Source organism: Mycobacterium sp. Aquia_216 (assembly GCF_026723865.1).
Taxonomy (GTDB): Bacteria; Actinomycetota; Actinomycetes; order Mycobacteriales; family Mycobacteriaceae; genus Mycobacterium.
Genome location: NZ_CP113529.1, coordinates 3793659 through 3813568 on the forward strand (window position 1 = coordinate 3793659; position 19910 = coordinate 3813568).

A 19910-nucleotide genomic window follows, 5' to 3' on the forward strand; every position below is an offset into this window, starting at 1 on the left:
AGGCGCGTTGCGCCGATGTTCTCCTCACCGATCACAGACCCGCACCTACGATGGCCCCGTGACCAGACCCGGGACGGGTGACCCGTTGGACAACACGTTGCTGGATGGCCGCTATCTGGTGCAGAGCAAGATCGCCAGCGGCGGCACCTCGACGGTGTACCGCGGCCTCGACGTCCGGCTCGACCGCCCGGTCGCGCTGAAGGTGATGGATTCTCGGTACGCCGGCGACACTCAGTTCCTGACCCGCTTCCAGCTCGAGGCCCGCACGGTGGCCCGACTGAAGAATCCGGGGCTGGTCGCCGTCTACGACCAGGGCCAGGACGCGCGACACCCGTTCTTGGTGATGGAGCTCATCGAGGGCGGCACCCTGCGCGAGCTGCTGGCCGAACGCGGTCCGATGCCGCCCCATGCCGTGGCGGCGGTGCTGCGCCCGGTGCTGGGCGGGCTGGCTGCCGCGCACCGCGCCGGGCTGGTGCATCGCGACGTCAAACCCGAGAATGTGCTGATCTCCGACGACGGCGACGTCAAAATCGCCGATTTCGGGTTGGTGCGTGCGGTCGCCGCCGCCGGAATCACCTCAACCAGCGTCATTTTGGGCACCGCGGCCTATCTGTCGCCCGAGCAGGTGCGCGACGGAAACGCCGGTCCGCGCAGTGACGTCTACTCCGCGGGGATCCTCATCTACGAGCTGCTGACCGGCGGTGCACCCTTCACCGGCGATTCCCCGTTGACGGTGGCCTACCAACGACTGGACCACGACGTGCCGCGTCCCGGCAGCGTGATCGAGGGGGTGCCTGCGCAGTTCGATGATCTCGTGGCGTGCGCAACCGCCCGCGACCCCGCGGAGCGGTACGCCGACGCACTCGAGATGCTCGCCGAGGTGGAGTCGATCGCCGACGAGCTGGACCTGCCCGACTTCCGGGTGCCGGCACCGCGCAACTCCGCCCAGCACCGGTCGGCGGCACTGCACCACAGCCGGATGACCGAGCCGCGGCCCGCCTCGCGCCAACCGCCGACGCAGGCTCCGGTCCGGCAGCCCACCCGCCAGTTGACACGCGGACCCGGCGACTGGCCGGATCCGGCACCCCGAACCGAGGCCGACTCCGAACCCGAGGATGACTACGAATACGAGGATGACTACGAATACGAGCCCGTATCAGGCGAATTCGCCGGCATTGCGATGAGCGAATTTACGCTCGCGCGTCAACGACGCCGCCGCATGGTGTTGATCTGGGTCGCGCTGGTGCTGGCGCTCACCGGTCTGGTCGCGACGGCAGGATGGACGCTCGGCAGCAATCTGACCGGCCTGTTGTGACGTCTGAGCCCCCGCCACGACACGGAATCTTAATGTAACCTCAAGATCCTCTTATTTTTCTTAATTTTGGTGTACCGTCCTGCTGTATGAGTTCAACAATGCACCGCCACCACGCAGTGGTGTTGGGTGCCGGAATGGCGGGTTTGCTTGCGGCGCGGGTGCTTTCAGAGTTCTACGACTCGGTCAGCGTGGTGGAGCGCGACCGGTTGCCCGGCTACCCCACGGAACGAAAGGGCGTTCCTCAGGGACGCCATGTGCACAACTTCTTAAGCCGTGGCCTCAACGTGTTGACCGAGCTGTTCCCCGGATTGCTGGACGAGCTCGCCGCCGCCGGAGCGGTCGTCGCTGCCGACGGCGACCTATCCCGGGTGTATACGCGCATCGGGCGCTACGAGTTGAAACGCTCGGGGATGTTGGCCGATCCGACGCTGCTCACCCTGTGCCTGGCAAGCCGGCCGTTTCTGGAGTTTCACGTACGGCGGCGCGTCCAGGCTCTGCCCAATGTGACCTTTTTGGATGAGCACCACGTCGTCGACCCGCTTTTCGCCGCCGATGCCGTCACCGGCGTGCGAATCACCAAGCGCACCACAGGTTTTGATACCACTCTGGTCGCCGATCTGGTCGTCGACGCGACCGGCCGGGCAGCGCGCACCCCGGCATTCCTGGACGGCTTGGGCTACTCGAGCCAACGCTTGAGTATCCCCAAGGGGCGCATCGCCGAATATCTGGTGCTCTTCAACCCCGGAGGCGGCAAACCCGGCGGCCTGCTGGTTGCCGGCGAACACGACACGTGGATGCTGGCGATCGGCCAGTTGACCGACATCGGGGAGCCGCCAACCGATTTCGCCGCGATGCTCGGGATGGCCGAGCCATCTCTGCCCGCGTCGATCGTCAACGGATTACGCGGTGCGCAGCCCATCGGCGAGGCCGTGACGTATCGCCATACCGCGGCCGTGTGGAGACGCTATGACCAGATGGAGAGGTTCCCTTCGGGTCTGCTGGTGATTGGGGACGCCTTGTGCAGCCTCGACCCGACCTACGGCCAGGGCATGACCGTGGCGGCACTGGAAGCCCTGACCCTGCGCGACTGTCTGCGCTCGGGCGATGCCCAACTCGCACAACGCTTTTTCCGCACCGCGGCCCAGTACATCGGCCCGACATGGGCTAGCAATCAAACGCGCGACAGGCTCAGCTCCCCCGCCCGCACCCGGCGTTGCGTGCGGCAGCGGCTGGAGGGCGCGATATCCAGGGCGGCGTTGAACGCCGCCGCCAACGATGTCACGGTGACCGAACGCTTCTACCGGATCGGCAACCTGATAGACACCCAATCCGGGCTCCGGGATCCCGCGCTGTTGCCCCGCATCCTGGCGGTCAACGCACGAACGCTGTTGGCGCAGACGCTCACCCGGGCAGCCACGGCCTTCGCCACCGGAAAACGCCAGCAGCCGACGTCGGTCCGCATGGCGGCGACACGATGAACAGCGAGCGCACCGCCGACGAGGACGCTATCCGCAATCTGGTCGATCGCCAGGTAGATGCCTGGGCCGCAGCGGATCCAGAGGCGTATGCCGGCGTGTTCACTTCCGATGCCGATTACATCACCTTCTTGGGCAGCCACCACAAAGGCCGCAAAGCAATTGCCGCGTCGTATGTTCCCCTGTTCAAGAAGTTCCTGAAGGGATCCGAGCTCGAAATCGAGATCCTTCAGGTGCGGTTTGCCACCCCCGATGTCGCGTTGGTCGTGTCAAACGCCGTCGTAAAGCGGAATCGAAGGTGGGCTCGACGCCGCACACGGGTGAACACCAGCGTCGCAGTGCGAATCGAGGGCCAGTGGCTGTTCGCTTCAGCTCAAAACACCACACATCGGCGATTCGCCGAAACGCTGCTCCGTGCGTTGACGAGCTAGTCGCGCAGCATCTCGGCGACCAGGAACGCCAGCTCCAGCGACTGCTGGGTGTTGAGCCGCGGGTCGCACGCGGTCTCGTAGCGACCGCCCAGGTCGTGATCCGAAATGTCTTGTGCGCCACCTAAACACTCGGTGACGTTCTCGCCGGTGATCTCGACGTGGATGCCGCCCGGGTGAGTGCCCAGGGCGCGATGTACCTCGAAGAAGCCCTGCACTTCGTCGACGATGCGGTCGAAGTGACGCGTCTTGTATCCGGTGGACGACTCGTGGGTGTTGCCGTGCATCGGGTCGCACTGCCAGATCACCTGGTGGCCGGTGGCCTGCACCTTCTCGATGATCGGCGGCAGCAGGTCGCGGACCTTGTTGTTGCCCATTCGGCCGACCAGGGTCAGCCGGCCCGGCTTGTTGTGCGGATCGAGGCGCTCGACGTATTCCATCGCCAGCTCGGGCGTCATCGTCGGGCCGAGCTTGACGCCGATCGGGTTCGCGATCACCTCGGCGAACGCGATGTGCGCGCCGTCGAGCTGTCGGGTCCGCTCGCCGATCCACACGGTGTGCGCCGACAGGTCGTACAGTTGCGGCGCCCCGGCTTCGTCGGTCGACAAGCGCAACATGGCCCGCTCGTAGTCGAGCACCAGGGCCTCGTGGCTGGCGTAGATTTCGGCGGTTTGCAGATTGCGGTCGGCCACGCCGCACGCGCTCATGAAGCTCAGCGCGCGGTCGATCTCGGCGGCCAGGGCCTCGTAACGGGCCCCGGCCGGGGAGGTGCGGACGAATTCGCGGTTCCAGTCGTGCACCCCGTGCAGCGAGGCCAGTCCCGACGAGGTCAGCGCCCGCATCAGGTTCATCGCCGCGCTGGCGTTGGCGTAGGCACGCACCAGCCGCGACGGGTCGTGCTCGCGCGCCGCGGCGTCCGGGGCGAAGCCGTTGATCATGTCGCCGCGGTAGGACTTCAGGCCCAGCGCGTCGAGATCGGCCGACCGGGGCTTGGCGTACTGACCGGCGATGCGCGCCACCTTGACCACCGGCAGGCTGGCGCCGTAGGTGAGCACCACCGCCATCTGCAGCAAGGTGCGGACGTTGCCGCGGATATGGGGTTCGGTGTTGTCGACGAACGTCTCGGCGCAGTCACCGCCCTGCAGCAGGAATGCCTCTCCCTTGGCGACCTGGGCGAGTTGGTCTTGCAGCCGGACGATTTCGGACGGAACCGTCACGGGCGGGACGCTTTCCAGGACCGTGCGCATCGCGGCAGCCTCGTCGTCGGGCCAGGCCGGTTGCTGAGCGGCCGGCTTAGCCAGGGCAGCGTCGAGCCGGGTCCGCAGGTCAGCGGGCAGCGGCGGCAGCGCCGGCAGCTGGTCGATCGGTATGTCGACGGTCCAGTTCATCGGTCCATGATATCTGTGGCCAGCCAGGGCCAACGCCATTCCTCACGCGCCCCGGCGGGGACCCCCGGCTCGGCCGGAGGCTGCTTAACGGGTCGCGTCGGCGCCCGCATCGTCGCCGGACACTATCAGCCGGAACCGCCGCATCTGATCGCGGGCATCGACCAGCGCATCGTGGACGTCGCGGTGCCGCGGCGGCAGCCGTGGCGATCCCCTGTCTTCCCACAGCTGGCGCAGCTCCCGAGTGAAGCGCGGTATCGCCTTCGGCAGGCCCGGCATCGGTCCCCACAGTTGGCACAACGCGACGTGGTCGTAGGCCGCGACCCAGGCCCAGAGTTCGATCGGTGCCGGGGCCTGGCCGCCGGAGATGCCGAAAAACTCTTCCAGATCATGCCGAATCTGCCTGCGCGAGCGCCACAGCTGCGACGCGGGCGGTGGCAGCTTGGGCAGTACGTTGGCGCGCACCCAGGCTCCGGCGCGTTCGGGATCGAATTCCGTGGAGACGGCGTAGTACTCGCGACCGTCTTCGGCGACCACGCCGATCGAGATCAACTCAATGGTGCGGCCGTCCTCGATGAACTCGGTGTCGTAGAAGTACCGCACCGAGAAAGCCTAGGCCGCCGCCGACGACGACGAGTGCCGGTACGGCACGAACAAGGAGGCGGCCCATCAAGCCCTTCAGGCCAGGCCCGGGCTAACCGCCGATCAGGATGGGCTCGGTCCCCTCGGGTGGTGGCGCGGGATGAACCTCGTGGTCGAGCTGCTCGTCGACTATGCGATCGTCGGGCAGCCGCGGCGTGCCGGCGATCGCGCACTGCAGCCACAACTTGGCCTGTACGACGGGCCGGCGCCATCTGCGTTCCCGATCCAACGCGCGCCGCATCTTGTCCGGATGGGTGGTGTAGCGCCACCGGGCCCACGGGGCATGCGGGCGCGACAGCCGGACCGCGCCGATGACCAGCAGCACGACGATGAACATGCCGAGCAGACCGGTCCAGACCTTGCCCTTGAGCACCACCACCACCGCCAGCGGCAGCGTCATCACCATCGCACCGAGCACCGCGGCGTGCCAGGCGAACGAATCCGTGCCATGGACGAACGGGAAGAAGAACATCAACGGGTGCAACCCCATGATCAACAATCCGGCCACCGCCACGGCAGCGAAGACCGCGTCCACCGAAGTACGGCCGTCCTCTTCCCAGTACACGTCGGACAGGTGCAGGATCAGCGCATACTCATCGAGCACCAGCGCCGCGCCGATGCCGAAAAATATTGCCGACACCGTGTTCTCGGGTTCTTGCCCGTTGACCGACAGCGTCACCAGGGTCAGCCCGGAGACCATCACCAAAACCACGCCGAACGTCACATGGTGGATGTGCACTCCGCCGACGTGGACGTTGCGCGGTTGCCACCACCGGGCGGGGCGGCCGGCGGCGACGCGGCGCCGGATGAAGCGCACGAAAGTGCGCGTGACGAAGAAGGTCAGGATGAAGGCGACCAGGCAGCACAGCAAAGGAAGCCGGCCCCCGTGGACGATGCCATCCCAGAACCAGTGGTCCACTCTGGGCACGAACCAGTGCAACACGTTTGCAACCTACGCCCGTGCCTCCCGGCGACGCGGGAGCCGCGCTGCGCAACATGACAGCCACGGGCAACGATTACGCTGTTCTGCGACATGACTAATTCGCAGGCGCCCGGCGTGGGCGGCCGACCGGGGCGGGCATTGGTCTGGTGTCTGTTGTGGCTGCTGGCCGCCGCGGCGCTGGGCTACACGGCGTGGGGCTTGTTTGCCCACATTCCCTACCGCATCGACATCGACATCTATCAGATGGGCGGCCAGACCTGGCTGGACGGACGTCCGCTGTATCGCGGTGATGTGCTGTTCCACACACCGATCGGACTGAATCTGCCGTTCACCTATCCCCCGCTGGCCGCGGTCCTGTTCTGCCCGTTCGCCTGGCTGCACATGCCGGCGGCCAGCGTCGCGATCACGGTATTAACCCTGGCCCTGCTGATCGTCTCGACGGTGATCGTGCTGACCCGCCTCGACGTCTGGAACACCTCGGCGCTGGTGCCCGGGCCGGCGTGGCTGCGCCGGTGGTGGTTGGCCGTGATCGTCGTCGCGCCCGCCTCGATCTGGCTGGAGCCGATCGCCTCGAACTTCGCCTTCGGCCAGATCAACGTCGTGCTGATGACGTTGGTGATCGCCGACTGCGTGCCGCGCCGCACCCCCTGGCCCCGCGGACTGCTGTTAGGGCTGGGCATCGCGCTCAAGCTCACCCCCGCGGTGTTCCTGCTGTATTTCCTGGTGCGTCGCGACTTCCGCAGCGCACTGGTTTCCGTGACATCTTTTGCCACCGCGACGCTGGTCGGATTCGTGCTGGCCTGGAGCGACTCGTGGGAGTACTGGACGCACACCGTTCACCACACCGATCGGATCGGCTCCGCGGCGCTGAACACCGACCAGAACATCGCGGGCGCGCTGGCCCGGATCGGACTTGGGGAGCACCTGCGTTTCCTGCTCTGGGTGGGCCTGTGCCTGGCCGTGCTGGCCTTGACCGTCTGGGCGATGCGGCGGGTGTTGCAGGCCGGGGAGCCGACGCTCGCGGTCATCTGCGTGGCCCTGTTCGGACTGATGGTGTCGCCGGTGTCGTGGTCGCACCACTGGGTGTGGGCGCTACCGACGCTGGTGGTGACGGCGGTCTTGGGCTGGCGGCGCCGCAACGTCGCGCTGTCCGTGCTCACCGTCGCCGGAGTGGCGCTGATGGAGATCGACTGGACCCCGCTCGAGCTGATGCCCAAGCATCACGAGGAGACGGCCAACTGGTGGCGTCAACTTCTCGGGATGTCCTACGTGTGGTGGGCGCTGGCGGTGATCGTCACGGCCGGACTCACCGTCACTGCGCGGGTGGCTACGCCGGATTCACGGGCGGGCACCGACTCCGACGTCGATCGTCAGCTCATCAGCGACGTGAACGTCGCGACCTAGCCGGCAGCAGTCTCGGGGATGCGCGTGGCCTCATCGTCGGTCGGCCCCTCGTCGGTCGGGTCGCTGCTGCGATTTTTGACCGTCGCGGCGTAGACGTCGACGTACTCCTGACCGGACAGGCCCATCAGCTCGTAGATGACTTCGTCGGCGACCGCCCGCTCGATGAAACGGTTGCCGGCCATTCCTTCGAATCGGGAGAAATCCATCGGCTTGCCGAACCGGACCGTCACCCGGCCGAAGCGCAGCATCGTGGTTCCCGGCGGGTTGACGACGTCGGTACCGATCATCGCGACCGGAATCACCGGCACCCCGGTCTCCAGTGCCAGCCGGGCCAGGCCGGTCTTGCCCTTGTACAGCCTGCCGTCGGGCGAACGGGTGCCCTCGGGGTACATGCCCATCAACTTGCCCTCGCCCAGCAGCCGTTGAGCGGTTTGCAGTGCGGCCTGAGCGGCGTCGGCGTCGGTGCGGTCGATCGGGACCTGACCGACAGCGGTGAAGAACCAGCGGCTGAACCAGCCCTTGATTCCGGTACCGGTGAAATATTCGGCCTTCGCCAGGAAGGTGATTCGGCGGCGCACCACCAGCGGCAGAAAGAAGCTGTCCATCACCGCCAGGTGGTTACTGGCCAGGATCGCCGGACCCGTACTCGGAACATGGTGCAGGCCTTCGATTTTCGGCCGGCCAAGCAATTGCAGCAACGGGCCGAGGAGGATGTACTTGAATAGCCAGTACCACATGGCCCTCCCTCTCGCCCGTCCCCGTTGGTTGTTCTGCGCCAACTGTACCCATCCGCGACGGAAGGGACCACATTCAACGCGTGCCCATCTACTCTTCGATCGTCACCGCGATCGGCTGGTAGCGAGTTCGCCCGTTGGCATCGTCGGCCGGGCCGTCCTCGGCGTGCCCGCCGCCGGGCGGATCGTCCGGAGGCGGTTGCGCCGAACGGTCGATGTCGTCGACGATCGCGCGAATCACCTCGAGCAGCGCGATGCTGTGATCCGCGATGACGGTCAGCAGCGGGTGCTGATCGCCGGTCGCCAGCGCGGCCAGCGCGCACACCGGACACCAGATCTGTTGGCACTTGCCTGTCCCCACACCGTTGCCGGCCGTCATCGCGGCCGCCATGCGCACGGCGGGGTCGATTCCGTTCAGAATCGCCTCGGCCAGCTTGCGCAGTTCCGGACCGATATCGGCGTGTGCCTTACTCACTTAGGCCACACCTCCGGATCCGGTCGAAAACGAACTGTCAGCTCACCGCCCCGCAGGTGCGCGTCGAGCACCGTGCACCGCCGAAGCACGGACGCCAACCGAACCCTGCGCCGCAACCCGCCGGCGCTGATGATCAAGTCGTCGTCCACCCGGCCCAGCGACAGTGATCCGGGGTCGAGCTGGGGCAACGTTAGCCGCATACGGTATGTCGACCCAAGTCCCGACCCGGACTCGAGCTCCACAATAGGACGCAACGGCCCTGGTGGGGCCGCTCCACGCCGAAGACGGGCGCTGTCCAGCAATCCGCCCAGCGCCTTGGGACCGATCGGCTCGCCCGCCAGGTGCGGGGTCATCACGAGCGCCACATCACCGATGGTGGCATCGAGTTCCTCGAGCACCGCGCGCTGCTCCGAGATGCGCTCGCCATACCAGTAGAACGCCGGGTGCTCGGGCAGATTGCGGTACTCGTACGACTCGTCTTCCACCAAAACCTGATTGATGATCAGCTCCTCGACCCGCACGCCCATCAGCGCCAACGAGCCCAGCGTCCGGACCGCCTCGGCGGCCACCACTCGCTCGGGCGTCAACACCAGGTGCGCGCTGACCAGCTCCCCGTCGGTGAGCAGTGCGCTGAGCCGCTCGACGCTGGTGCTGATGCGTTCGATCAGCTCCACCACCGCGGCGGAGCGGGGGTCGTCGGCGGTGACGGACAGCCGCCGATGCCGCGGCCAGGCGCGCTCGACGTAGAGCCCGAACGTGGCGGGCAGGGTGAGCATGCGCAACGCGTCCGCGGTCGAGGCGCAATCGACGACGACGCGGTCCCATCGCCCGGACGCCGCGAGCTCGCCGACCGCGTGCAGACCCAGCACTTCCTGGATGCCCGGCAACGCCGAGAGTTCTTCGGGCGCAATGCTGCTCAGCTCGGAGTCGGGAAACCGCCGATCCAACGCGGTGACGACCTCCTGCCACCGCGCCTCGAGCAGAGCAAGGGTGTCCAGCGCCATCGCGTCGAGCGAACCACTGCCCGTCTCGGCGGCGTCATCCGCGAGCACTCGAACCGGTTCGCCCCGACCACTCGGCAGCACCGGGATGCCGAGCACATCGCCCAGCGAGTGTGCCTGGTCGGTTGACACCACCAGCACGCGCTGCCCCTCGATCGCGTCACAGACCGCGGTAGCAGAAGCGAGGGTGGATTTTCCTACCCCGCCCTTACCAACGAAGAGACTAATTCGGGCCTTCGAAAAGGAAGAAGCGGGTGGACCGGACTCACTCAGCCTCGACTCGTTTCTTTAGATCCTTTAGAGCGGTGTCGGTCAGCCTGCGCTCGGCCTTGCGCTTGAGCAACCCGATCATCGGCATCGCCAGGTCGACCGACAGTTCGTAAGTGACATCGGTTCCAGATCCCTTGGCCGCCAACCGATATGATCCCTCAAGGGAACGCAGCAGCGAGCTGGACACCAGGGTCCAGCTCAGCGACTCGTGGTCCGCCGGCCACTGATATGACATCACCATGGTGTCCTTGATGACGCCGGCGTCCATCACGAATCGAACGGTTTTCGGGTAGCCGTCGGCGCCGCGCTCCTGCACTTCGGCTTCCTTGTATTCCGAGATCCATTCCGGGTACGAATCGATGTCGGCGATCACCTGCAGCACCGTGTCTGGATCTGCCTCGATGTGAATGGTCTGGGTCGTCTTCTCCGCCACCTGGCCGCTACCCTTCTCTCCCGCAAGCCGGTCCACTCCCGGGTCATCTCCGGTAGTACCCCGCCCTTGGACCGAAACGGTACTCTGCGGGCGAACCTTGACCGGAGTTAAACTACCGGAGAAATACCGACCGGACGTGACCGTTCCAATGTCGTCTTGACCTCGAAAGCCATTTTCTTGCCGGCCACCCGGCGGCGGTGTGTCATTTTCGCCAGGTTCAGCTTGGCCAGCTGCCAGGCCGCCACGCCCGTCGGTTCGGCGTGCAGGAAGTAATGCAGCACCACCCCGTCCAGCGACGGCTCCAGCCAGATCTCCATGGTGCCGGTCAGTGCCCCGGTGACCGTCCAGCGGATTCCCTTCTCCGCGCGATCCTCGACGACCTGCAGCCGCAGATCGGGCCACCACCGCCGCCAGCTCGACCGGTCGGCGACCGCCGCGCCGACCAGTGCGCCAGCGGCCGCGACATACGTCTGATCCGCGATCTGGATGCTGTGCATCGTGTCAGCTTCACACATCGATATTCGCCGCACGCCGCCGAGGGCACGCCGGGCCCGCACGCCGCGCCGCGCGCCCGTCGCCGCCATCGCGATGCCGCCCAACCGACTGCTTGGTTGCTGCGCGAATACCGCGATTAGTCTGGGTCAGAGCAAGCCGGCCACCGGTCACTAGGTCAATCGAGGTCAAAAGAGTGCGTGAGTACAGCGTTCCTGCCCGCTTCACCCTCGGCGAGCACGACAACATCGCGGCCATGGTCTTCGAGCACGAACGCGACGACCCCAGCTTTGTCATCTATCAACGCCAGGTCGACGGGGTCTGGACCGACGTCACCTGCGCGGAGGCCGCCCAGCAAATTCGTTCCGCGGCATTGGGTCTGATCTCGCTGGATGTACAGGCCGGCGACCGGGTGTCCATCTTTTCGGCCACCCGCTACGAGTGGGCGATCCTCGACCTCGCCATCCTGTCCATCGGCGCCGTCACCGTCCCGATCTACGAGACCTCGTCGGCGGAGCAGGTGCGCTGGGTGCTGCAGGACTCCGAAGCCGTCGTGGCGTTCGCCGAAACCGATGCGCACGCCGCGATGGTCACCGAGCTCACCGGCGACCTTCCGGCCCTGCGCCGGGTGCTGCACATCGAGGGTGCGGGCCCCAAGGCACTCGACCAGCTGGTCGAGGCCGGCGCGTCCGTCGACCCGGAGGAGCTGAATGCCCGGCTGGCGGCGTTGCGCCCCGACGATCCCGCAACGCTGATCTATACGTCGGGGACCACCGGACGTCCCAAGGGTTGCCAACTCACGCATTCCAACCTGCTCTACGAGACGCAGGGAGCCAAGGAGTGCCTCCCCACCCTGCTGGACGAGGGTCAGCGGCTGCTGATCTTCCTGCCATTGGCCCATGTGCTGGCCCGCTCGCTCACGCTGTCCGCGTTCGCCAACAAGGTGACCGTCGGCTTCACCAGCGATATCAAGAACCTGCTGCCGATGTTGGCGGTGTTCAAGCCGACGGTGGTGGTGTCGGTACCCCGGGTCTTCGAGAAGGTTTACAACACGGCCGAGCAGAACGCCGCCAACGACGGCAAGGGACCGATCTTCGCCAAGGCCGTGCAGACCGCGGTCGACTGGAGCGAGGCCCACGACCGCGGCCGGCCCGGGCTGCTGCTGCGCGCCAGGCACGCGTTGTTCGACCGGCTGGTTTACCACAAGCTGCGCGCGGCGCTGGGCGGCGACTGCCACGCGTCGGTGTCCGGCGGCGCACCGCTGGGCGCGCGACTCGGCCACTTCTACCGGGGCGTCGGGCTGACCATCCACGAGGGCTACGGCCTGACCGAGACGAGCTCGGCCATCACGGTCAACCAGGTCGGCAGGGTCAAAATCGGCACCGTCGGAACGTTGTTGCCGGGCAACAGCATGCGCATAGCCGACGACGGCGAGCTATTGGTGCGCGGCGGCGTGGTGTTCAGTGGCTACTGGCACAACGAACAGGCCACCAAGGAGGCGTTCGCCGACGGCTGGTTCAAGACCGGCGATCTCGGCGCGCTCGACGAGGACGGTTTCCTGAAGATCACCGGCCGCAAGAAAGAGCTCATCGTCACCGCCGGCGGCAAGAACGTCGCCCCCGCCGTGCTGGAAGACCAGCTGCGGGCACACCCGCTGATCAGCCAGGCGATGGTGGTCGGCGACGCCAAACCCTTTGTCGGCGCGCTGATCACGATCGACCCGGAGGCCTTCGACGGTTGGAAGCAACGCAACGGCAAGGCCGACGGCTCAGCGGTGGGCGATCTTGCCACCGATCCGGACCTGGTGGCCGAGATCGACGCGGCGGTCAAGCAGGCCAACCTGTCGGTTTCGCACGCCGAGTCGATCCGCAAGTTCCGCATCCTGCCGGTCGACTTCACCGAGGATACCGGCGAGCTGACCCCGACGATGAAGCTCAAGCGCAACGTGGTGGCCGAGAAGTTCGCCTCCGACATCGAGGCGCTCTACGAAAAGGAATAGCGCGTCAGGCCAGCGTGGCCGACGAGGATTGACCCCGCAGCAACTCGGCCAGCCGGGCGGCCAGAAGGTCCCAGCGCCACTGCGACGTCACCCACTCGCGCCCGGCCGCGCCCATCGCCGCGGCCCGGTCCGGATCAGCCAGCAACTCGGTGACGGCGTCGCCCACCTTTTGCACCGAGTTTCCATCGACGACGACCCCAGTCTTGTTGTGCTGCACGGTTTCCGGAGCTCCACCCGACTCGCCGGCGATCACCGGCACGCCGGTCGCCGAGGCCTCCAGAAAGACGATGCCCAGGCCCTCGACATCCATGCCCGCACCGCGGGTCCGGCACGGCATCGCGAACACGTCGGCCAGCGCGTAATGGGCGGGGAGCTCGGCCGACGGCACCGGACCAGTGAAGGTCACGTGGTCGGCCACCCCGCAGTCCTGGGCCAGCTTGCGCAGCGTGTCGAGGTACGGGCCGCTGCCGACGATCACCAACGCCGCGCCGTCGACTCGCTCCCGGATCGCCGGCAGCGCCTTGATCAGCATGTCCTGCCCCTTGCGCGGAACCAGCCGGGACAGGCACACGACCGTGGGCCGCTCCCCCAGCCCGTAGCGGTGGCGCAGCTCCGCGCGACCGGCCGGGTCGGGCCGGAACCGGTCGGTGTCGACCCCCGACGGCAGGTATTCCAGTGACGCCGCGGGCCCGAACGCCGTCGCAAACCGGGACCGGGTGTAACGGCTGACGAAGGTCACGACGTCGGTGTCGTTGCCGATGCGTCGTAGCACCGATCGCGCCACCGGAAGCATCGACCAGCCCACTTCGTGGCCGTGCGTGCTGGCCAGCACCCGGGTCGCTCCGGCCTGCCGGGCACGCGCCGCCAGCAGCGCCAGGGGCGCAGCCGCGCCGAACCACACGGTATCGATGCCGTGGTCGCCGATCAGCCGGCGCATCCGGGCGTCGACCGCCGGGCCGGGCAGCATCAGCGTGCCCGGATGGCGCACCACCCGGTAGCCGCCCGCGGCCGCGTCATAGGCCTCGGCGCCCTTCCATTGCGGCGCGTACACCAGCACCGCATGCGACCCGGCGGTCACCAGCCGGTCGACGAACTCGGCCAGGTAGGACTGGATGCCACCGCGCCGCGGCGGAAAGTCGTTGGTTACCAGCAGGACCCGGCTCACTTGGGTCAGGTTAGCCTGACGACGATGCAGACCACGCGGTGGTCTGAGGTGGGGGCACCCCCCAGCCGCGCAGCGGCGAGGGGGCGAGTCGGGCAATCAAGCCCCGCCGACCATCCACTGCTGCCAGCGTGCGAGCAGGCCCACCGAGTCGATGCCCAGCACGTCGCGGGCGGCAGCGAACGGGTCGAGGTGTGCGACGCCGCAGACGGCGAGGTAGTAGCCGCGCAATTTCGGCGTTCCGAAGGTGTCGGCGACGAAGCGGGCGAACCACCATGCGCGGTCGTAGGCCAGCGAGCGCTGCGGCCCGGGCATGTCCAGCTCGAAGTCCGACGGCAAGGACACGTTCTGCGACCGCACTTCGGCCGGGACCGGGACACTGGGCCGGGCGATGAAATCCGCGACGCCTTCGGCCGGCCATCGCGGTGCGTCCAGCGCGGTATCGGCGCGCGACGCGTAATGGAAAAGCTCGTGAGTCAGCACGATTCGCAACGCCGAGTCGCTCATGGCCGCGGCGCCGGGCGCGAACACGATCCGCTCGCCGACCACCGTCCGGTGCGCCGGATCAATCCGATCGGCGACGGTTACTGCCGCGATGTCGGCCCACTGTGACGGCGATCCGCCGCCGGCAGCGGCGCGAAACTGGTCGTCGGAGCCGGCAACCACCACCGAGATGTCCCGCGACCAGTCGAGTCCCCAGAAGGCCTCCACTTTGTCGATCGCGGTGGGCATCTCCGCTGCGATGCGGGTCAGCAGGCGCTCGGCCGCCGGACCGCCGAGGCCGATCAAGCGGACCTCGCGGTCGCCGACGCTCAGGGGTGCTCGCACGGCGATCGGGTGGCTGCCAGCGGGGGCGACCAGCTGCGCGCGTCTTATCCGGCCGTCGCGCGCGTCGAGCGGCACGGCCGCCGCCGCAACGAACTCGACAACAAAGATCCAGGCCAGCAGGGTCGGAAGCCACCGGCGCTGCCGACCGAATTGTGCCGCGTCGGATCGGTCAGTAACGGCGGGCGTCGTAGATCGGGCCGGACGAATTCATCGGCACCACCCGCACCGGCACACCGTAGGTGGACGAGTGGATCATCATGCCGTCGCCGACGTAGATGCCGCTATGTGACGCGTCCGAATAGAAGGTCAGCACGTCGCCGGGCTGCAGGTCCGACAGCGCCACCGGCTGACCGCCGTGAGCCTGCGCCTGGCTGGAGTGCGGCAGCGAGATGCCGGCCTGCTGGAAGGCCCACATCACCAAGCCGGAGCAGTCGAACCCGCCGGGAGCGGCACCGCCCCACGAGTACGGCGTTCCAACCTGGGTCAGCGCCGCCTGCACGACGTTGGCGCGGTCACCACCGGGGCCACCGGGACCACCGGGAGCCATCCCGGGGAACCCGGGCAGCATGCCACCCGGCGGCGGCACCTCACCCGGTGCCGGCGCACCGGGAGCCGGCGCGGCACCAGGCGGCAATGCGTCCGGCGCTGGCGCACCGGGCGGCGGAGCCGCGGCCGGCATCTGCCCGGGGTCGGCCAGCGCGGTGCGCTGCTGTGGCGACAACGACACGTACTGCGACTTCACGACCGCGATCTGAACCTGCAGCTGGCTCTGCTTGGACTGCAGGCTGGCCCGGACCGCGGCAGCCTGCTCGGCCGCGCTCTTCGCGTCGGCGGCGGACTTGGCCGATGCCTGCTCAGCCCTGGCGGCCTGCTCGCCGGCGACGCGGAAACTCGCCATCTGCGTGGACATTTGAGTTGCCATCACGCGCTGGACGGCCATCTTGTCGATCAGCCCCTGCGGTGACTGGGCGGTGAGCATGGCCTCCATGCCGTCGGTGCGGCCACCCATGTAGGTCGCGGCGGCAAGTTTGTCGACGGCGTTCTGGAAGGTGGCCAGCCGAGCCTTCGCGCCCTCCACCGCGGCCTGGTCATCCGCGTGCTTCTTGTCGGCGGCCTGCTGGGCGGCGAGCTTCTCGTTGAGGTCGAGCTGCGCGCTGTGCATCGCCTCGGTGGTCTGCTCGGCCTGCCGGGATAGCTCGCTGAGCTTTGCCAGGGCGTCGTCGGCCGGATCGGCCATGACATTGGCGGCGCACACACCCGATAAAACCGCGAAACCTGCGAGCGTCCCGACTACGGACCGCCTGATGACACGCGAGATCGAATGCACAGAGCCGAGACTCAAAGTATTGCTTCCTTAAACTGCCGTCGACGTTCGAGGTCGAGCTGGGTTTAGGTCTCAAACAGGTTACGAAACGATATCGGCGTTGTCCAAACAAGATCGTTAAGAAAATGGAAAGATTTCTGTCATAAGTATGTGAACAAGACAGGGTAAATGAGTCGGTCCAGGGGTTTTGGCACTCAGGGCCATTAGGCGACCCCGGACCCGCGATTTCGATGTATCGGCACCAGACGCAGCCGCGGCGCCAATCCGACCTCCGCGAGCACCTCGAGGGCCGCACGTTCGTCCTGCAACAAAGTTTCCGGTACCCCGAGTAGCACACTGATCACGCAATCCCGGCATCCCGGGCCGCGCGCCGCGCAGTCGTCGCAATCGATCACCACCGGTGCGCCCGGTCCAGGCGCCGCGACACCTTTGCTGTCGGGTCCGCTGCAATGCGCCATCAAGATGGGTCCTCTCCTCCGGCTTGGTCGTGCTATCCCGAACGCTAACCGCGGGCACCGACATCTTTTGCCGAGCACGACCCGGCGTGGGAACACCCCGGCGTGGGAACACCGCGGCTGTCGGTGCGCGTACTTAACGTCACGCTCATGGGTGTGACTGGTGGGACTCAACTGAGTTTCGCCGACCTGGAATCCGGCGCGGAAACCCTGCTGCGCGAGACCACCTTTGTCGTGGTGGACTTGGAGACGACCGGCGGACGCAGCCGCGGAAACGACGACACACCCGCCGACGCCATCACCGAGATCGGGGCGGTCAAGGTCCGCGGCGGCGTCGTCCTCGGCGAGTTCGCCACCCTGGTGGACCCGCGGCGCAGTATCCCGCCCCAGATCGTTGCGCTCACCGGCATCACCACGGCGATGGTGTGCGACGCCCCCACCATCGACGCCGTACTGCCGATGTTCTTGGAGTTCGCCGGCGATGCGGTGCTCGTCGCCCACAACGCGGGGTTCGACATCGGGTTTCTGCGGGCCGCCGCACAACACTGCGAAATCCGTTGGCCCCAACCGCAAGTGCTGTGCACGGTCCGGCTGGCGCGGCGGGTGTTGAGCCGCGAGGAGGCCCCCAGCGTGGCGCTGGCCGGCCTGGCGCGGCTGTTCGCCAACCAGATCGGGGGGGCCACCCAACCCACCCACCGTGCCCTCGACGACGCCCGCGCCACCGTCGACGTGTTGCACGCCCTGATCGAGCGAGTGGGCAACCAGGGCGTGCACACCTATGGCGAGCTGCGCTCGTACCTGCCCAACGTGACACCCGCCCAGCGCCGCAAGCGCGTGCTCGCCGACGGCCTGCCGCACCGGCCCGGGGTCTACCTGTTCCGCGGACCCGCGGGCGAGGTGCTCTACGTCGGCACGGCCGTCGACCTGCGCCGCCGGGTCAGCCAGTACTTCACCGGGGCCGACCCGCGCGGCCGGATGAAGGAGATGGTCACGCTGGCCGGCACGGTCGACCATGTCGAGTGCGCCCACGCGCTGGAGGCCGGGGTGCGGGAGCTGCGGATGCTGGCCGCGCACGCTCCCCCGTACAACCGCCGGTCGAGGTTTCCCCAGCGCTGGTGGTGGGTGGTACTGAGCGACGAGGCGTTCCCGCGGCTGGTGGTGGTGCGGGCCCCGCGACACGACCGCGCCATCGGACCGTTTCGGTCCCGCACCGACGCCGCCGACACCGCGCGGCTGCTGGCGCGGTTCACCGGAATCCGCACCTGCACAACCCGACTCGGGCGTTCGGGCCGCCACGGTCCAGCCTGCGCCGAGGTCGAAGTGTCGCCGTGCCCCGCCACCCGCGATGTGATTGCGACGCAGTACGCCGAGGCTGTCCAACGCGCCGCGGCCCTGATCGACGGCGCCGACAGCAGCGCGCTGGACGCGGCCGTTCGTCAGATCGGCGCCCTCGCCGAGCATCGCCACTTCGAGAGTGCGGCGCGCCTGCGCGACCACACCGCCACCGCCGTCGAGGTGCTGTGGCGGGGCCAGCGCCTACGGGCGCTGGCCGCGCTGCCCGAGCTGATCGCCGCGGCCCCGGACGGCAGCGGGGGCTATCACCTCGCCGTCATCCGCTACGGCCAGCTCGCCGCGGCCGGCAGCGCCCGCCGTGGGGTGCCCCCGATGCCGGTAGTCGACGCCATTCATGCTGGCGCACAAGCGATTTTGACGGCCGCCGCGCCACTCGGCGGTGCGCTGGTCGAAGAGACTGCTCTGATCGCACGCTGGCTGGGCGCCCCGGGAGTACGCATCGTGCGAGTCGCCGACGACATCGGGTGGGCCTCGCCGCTGCGATCGGCGGGCGCTTGGGCGGGATGGGCGGCAGCGGCGCGCTCGGCACGGCTGGCGGCCGAACAGACGTGGCCCGATGGCCCGCTTCCTGCGCGGGCCGCTGCTCGGCCCGCATCGTCGGCGGGCGGCTGGCGACTGGACTCAGACCCGCTCGCTGAACCGCACCCAACGCGCGAGCAGCTGTTCGGCGGCCCCGGAGTCGACGGCCGCGCTGGCGCGGGCCAGGCCGTCCTCCCAGGCCGGCAACCATTCAGCGCGGCTGGATAGGCCCGCGTGCGCGACGATCGCGCCGGCGGCGTTGAGCACGACGGCATCGCGGACCGCGCCCTGGGCACCGCCCAGCACGGCCCGCACCTCCTCGGCGTTGGCCTGCGCGTCGCCACCGACCAGGTCGTCGATCTCGGCGCGGGCGAACCCGAAGCCGGCGGGGTCGAATGTCAGCTTGTCCACCGTGCCGGCCTGCACCCGCCAGATCGTGCTGGTGGTGGTCGTGGTCAATTCGTCCAGACCGTCGTCGCCATGCACGACCAGCACGCTGGCGCGTCGCGCGGCGAACACGCCGGCCATCACCTCGGCGAGGTTGGCGAACGCGCAGCCGATCAGCCCGGCCCGCGGCAAAGCCGGATTGGTCAGCGGCCCAAGCAGATTGAAGACGGTCGGTATTCCGATCTCGCGGCGCACCGCTGACGCGTGCCGGTAGGACGGGTGGAACATCGGCGCGAAGCAGAACCCGATCCCGACTTCGGCGAGGCTGCGCGCGACCTGGTCGGGTCCCAGGTCGATCCGCACGCCGAGGGCCTCGAGGGTGTCGGCGCCGCCGGACAGCGAGGAGGCCGCCCGGTTGCCGTGTTTGACCACCGGCACCCCCGCGGCGGCGACCACGATCGCCGCCATCGTCGACAGGTTGACGGTGTTGACCCCGTCGCCGCCCGTTCCGACGATGTCGACGGCGTCGTCGCGGATCGCGTCCGCGGGGATGCGGCGCGCGTGGCTCAGCATCACGTCGGCCAGCTCGCTGACCTCGGGCGCGGTCGGCACCTTCATCTTCATCGCGACCGCGAACGCGGCGATCTGGGCCGGGCGCGCATTGCCGGTCATGATCTGGTCCATCGCCCACGCGGCCTGGCCCCGGGCCAGGTCCTGCCCGTCGGACAAACGGCCCAGCAGTTGCGGCCACGTCGGCACGACCCCGGCCGACGCCGCGGAAAACGCCCGGGGCGAGGGAGCCTCAGATGACACAGCCACGCGCCGATGGTCCCATGTGGATCAACTCCCGCCCAACCGTCGCTACGGGCTCTTCCAAAAGACCCTT

General features: G+C 68.0%; 18 protein-coding genes and 1 pseudogene. 6 read left to right on the top strand and 13 right to left on the bottom strand.

Annotated features, from left to right (window positions below; all coding sequences use genetic code 11):
• Positions 1–58: 58 nt before the first annotated feature.
• From OK015_RS17720 to OK015_RS17730, 3 genes are all read left to right on the top strand, one after another.
• Positions 59–1315, top strand: coding sequence for a protein kinase domain-containing protein (locus OK015_RS17720; RefSeq protein WP_268124949.1), 1257 nt, complete (start codon positions 59–61; stop codon positions 1313–1315).
• Between the two features lie 86 nt (positions 1316–1401).
• Positions 1402–2793: an FAD-dependent oxidoreductase gene (locus tag OK015_RS17725; protein ID WP_268124951.1), complete on the top strand. Its 1392-nt coding sequence runs from the start codon at positions 1402–1404 to the stop codon at positions 2791–2793.
• A complete protein-coding gene (locus tag OK015_RS17730) occupies positions 2790–3221 on the top strand; it encodes an SgcJ/EcaC family oxidoreductase (protein ID WP_268124953.1) in 432 nt (143 codons plus the stop codon). The genes OK015_RS17725 and OK015_RS17730 overlap by 4 nt, the downstream gene beginning before the upstream one ends.
• On the opposite strand, the gene OK015_RS17735 is transcribed toward OK015_RS17730, so the two are convergent.
• From OK015_RS17735 to OK015_RS17745, 3 genes are all read right to left on the bottom strand, one after another.
• Positions 3218–4606, bottom strand: coding sequence for a class II 3-deoxy-7-phosphoheptulonate synthase (locus tag OK015_RS17735; protein ID WP_268124955.1), 1389 nt, complete (start codon positions 4604–4606; stop codon positions 3218–3220). The two genes, OK015_RS17730 and OK015_RS17735, sit on opposite strands and share 4 nt — an antisense overlap.
• Positions 4607–4690: 84 nt before the next feature.
• Positions 4691–5206, bottom strand: a complete 516-nt coding sequence (locus OK015_RS17740) for a polyadenylate-specific 3'-exoribonuclease AS (protein ID WP_268124957.1) — start codon at positions 5204–5206, stop codon at positions 4691–4693.
• Between the two features lie 91 nt (positions 5207–5297).
• The gene (locus tag OK015_RS17745; RefSeq protein ID WP_268132852.1) at positions 5298–6164 is read right to left on the bottom strand and encodes a hypothetical protein; all 867 of its coding nucleotides are present in this window, start codon (positions 6162–6164) and stop codon (positions 5298–5300) included.
• Between the two features lie 114 nt (positions 6165–6278).
• On the opposite strand from OK015_RS17745, the gene OK015_RS17750 reads away from it, so the two are divergent.
• Positions 6279–7592: a glycosyltransferase 87 family protein gene (locus OK015_RS17750; protein WP_268124959.1), complete on the top strand. Its 1314-nt coding sequence runs from the start codon at positions 6279–6281 to the stop codon at positions 7590–7592.
• Here the strand turns inward: OK015_RS17750 and OK015_RS17755 are convergent.
• From OK015_RS17755 to OK015_RS17775, 5 genes are all read right to left on the bottom strand, one after another.
• Entirely contained in the window at positions 7589–8329 is a 741-nt protein-coding gene (locus OK015_RS17755; RefSeq protein ID WP_268124961.1) for a lysophospholipid acyltransferase family protein, read from the bottom strand. The genes OK015_RS17750 and OK015_RS17755 overlap by 4 nt on opposite strands.
• A gap of 88 nt (positions 8330–8417) precedes the next feature.
• Positions 8418–8801, bottom strand: a complete 384-nt coding sequence (locus OK015_RS17760) for a hypothetical protein (RefSeq protein ID WP_268124963.1) — start codon at positions 8799–8801, stop codon at positions 8418–8420.
• Positions 8798–10075, bottom strand: coding sequence for an ArsA family ATPase (locus tag OK015_RS17765; protein ID WP_268132854.1), 1278 nt, complete (start codon positions 10073–10075; stop codon positions 8798–8800). Before OK015_RS17765 ends, OK015_RS17760 begins: the two co-directional genes overlap by 4 nt.
• Positions 10068–10505 carry an SRPBCC family protein gene (locus OK015_RS17770; RefSeq protein WP_268132856.1) on the bottom strand — a complete coding sequence of 146 codons (438 nt, stop codon included), beginning with the start codon at positions 10503–10505 and terminating at the stop codon, positions 10068–10070. The genes OK015_RS17765 and OK015_RS17770 overlap by 8 nt, the downstream gene beginning before the upstream one ends.
• 107 nt (positions 10506–10612) lie before the next feature.
• A complete protein-coding gene (locus tag OK015_RS17775; RefSeq protein ID WP_268132858.1) occupies positions 10613–11002 on the bottom strand; it encodes a polyketide cyclase / dehydrase and lipid transport in 390 nt (129 codons plus the stop codon).
• 191 nt (positions 11003–11193) lie between these two features.
• Between OK015_RS17775 and OK015_RS17780 the strand changes: the two genes are divergently transcribed.
• A complete protein-coding gene (locus tag OK015_RS17780) occupies positions 11194–12996 on the top strand; it encodes an AMP-dependent synthetase/ligase (protein WP_268124965.1) in 1803 nt (600 codons plus the stop codon).
• Positions 12997–13000: 4 nt separating this feature from the next.
• Here the strand turns inward: OK015_RS17780 and pimB are convergent, their stop codons facing one another.
• The 4 genes from pimB to OK015_RS17800 all read right to left on the bottom strand — a co-directional run bounded on the left by pimB (position 13001) and on the right by OK015_RS17800 (position 16768).
• On the bottom strand, positions 13001–14161 hold the full coding sequence (pimB, locus tag OK015_RS17785; protein ID WP_268124967.1) for a GDP-mannose-dependent alpha-(1-6)-phosphatidylinositol monomannoside mannosyltransferase: 1161 nt from the start codon (positions 14159–14161) through the stop codon (positions 13001–13003).
• Between the two features lie 96 nt (positions 14162–14257).
• Positions 14258–15106 carry a hypothetical protein gene (locus tag OK015_RS17790; RefSeq protein ID WP_268132860.1) on the bottom strand — a complete coding sequence of 283 codons (849 nt, stop codon included), beginning with the start codon at positions 15104–15106 and terminating at the stop codon, positions 14258–14260.
• A gap of 49 nt (positions 15107–15155) precedes the next feature.
• Positions 15156–16328, bottom strand: a complete 1173-nt coding sequence (gene ripC / locus OK015_RS17795; protein ID WP_268124969.1) for a peptidoglycan hydrolase RipC — start codon at positions 16326–16328, stop codon at positions 15156–15158.
• A 185-nt stretch (positions 16329–16513) separates the two neighbouring features.
• Positions 16514–16768, bottom strand: coding sequence for a hypothetical protein (locus OK015_RS17800; RefSeq protein ID WP_268124971.1), 255 nt, complete (start codon positions 16766–16768; stop codon positions 16514–16516).
• Between the two features lie 147 nt (positions 16769–16915).
• Here OK015_RS17800 and OK015_RS17805 point away from each other — a divergent pair.
• Positions 16916–18802 (top strand): annotated as a pseudogene (locus OK015_RS17805) (DEDD exonuclease domain-containing protein); the annotation flags it as partial.
• On the opposite strand, the gene trpD reads toward OK015_RS17805, so the two are convergent.
• Complete coding sequence (gene trpD / locus OK015_RS17810; RefSeq protein WP_268124973.1) at positions 18740–19843, bottom strand: anthranilate phosphoribosyltransferase; 1104 nt, start codon at positions 19841–19843, stop codon at positions 18740–18742. The pseudogene OK015_RS17805 and the gene trpD sit on opposite strands and share 63 nt — an antisense overlap.
• Positions 19844–19910: the final 67 nt, after the last annotated feature.

Bases quoted from the DNA above. Each gene is read 5' to 3' on its own strand.
- OK015_RS17730 (WP_268124953.1), top strand. From the start codon at position 2,790: ATGAACAGCGAGCGCACCGCCGACGAGGACGCTATCCGCAATCTGGTC.
- OK015_RS17750 (WP_268124959.1), top strand. From the start codon at position 6,279: ATGACTAATTCGCAGGCGCCCGGCGTGGGCGGCCGACCGGGGCGGGCA.
- OK015_RS17735 (WP_268124955.1), bottom strand. From the start codon at position 4,606: ATGAACTGGACCGTCGACATACCGATCGACCAGCTGCCGGCGCTGCCG.
- OK015_RS17725 (WP_268124951.1), top strand. From the start codon at position 1,402: ATGAGTTCAACAATGCACCGCCACCACGCAGTGGTGTTGGGTGCCGGA.
- OK015_RS17775 (WP_268132858.1), bottom strand. From the start codon at position 11,002: ATGCACAGCATCCAGATCGCGGATCAGACGTATGTCGCGGCCGCTGGC.
- OK015_RS17800 (WP_268124971.1), bottom strand. From the start codon at position 16,768: ATGGCGCATTGCAGCGGACCCGACAGCAAAGGTGTCGCGGCGCCTGGA.
- OK015_RS17755 (WP_268124961.1), bottom strand. From the start codon at position 8,329: ATGTGGTACTGGCTATTCAAGTACATCCTCCTCGGCCCGTTGCTGCAA.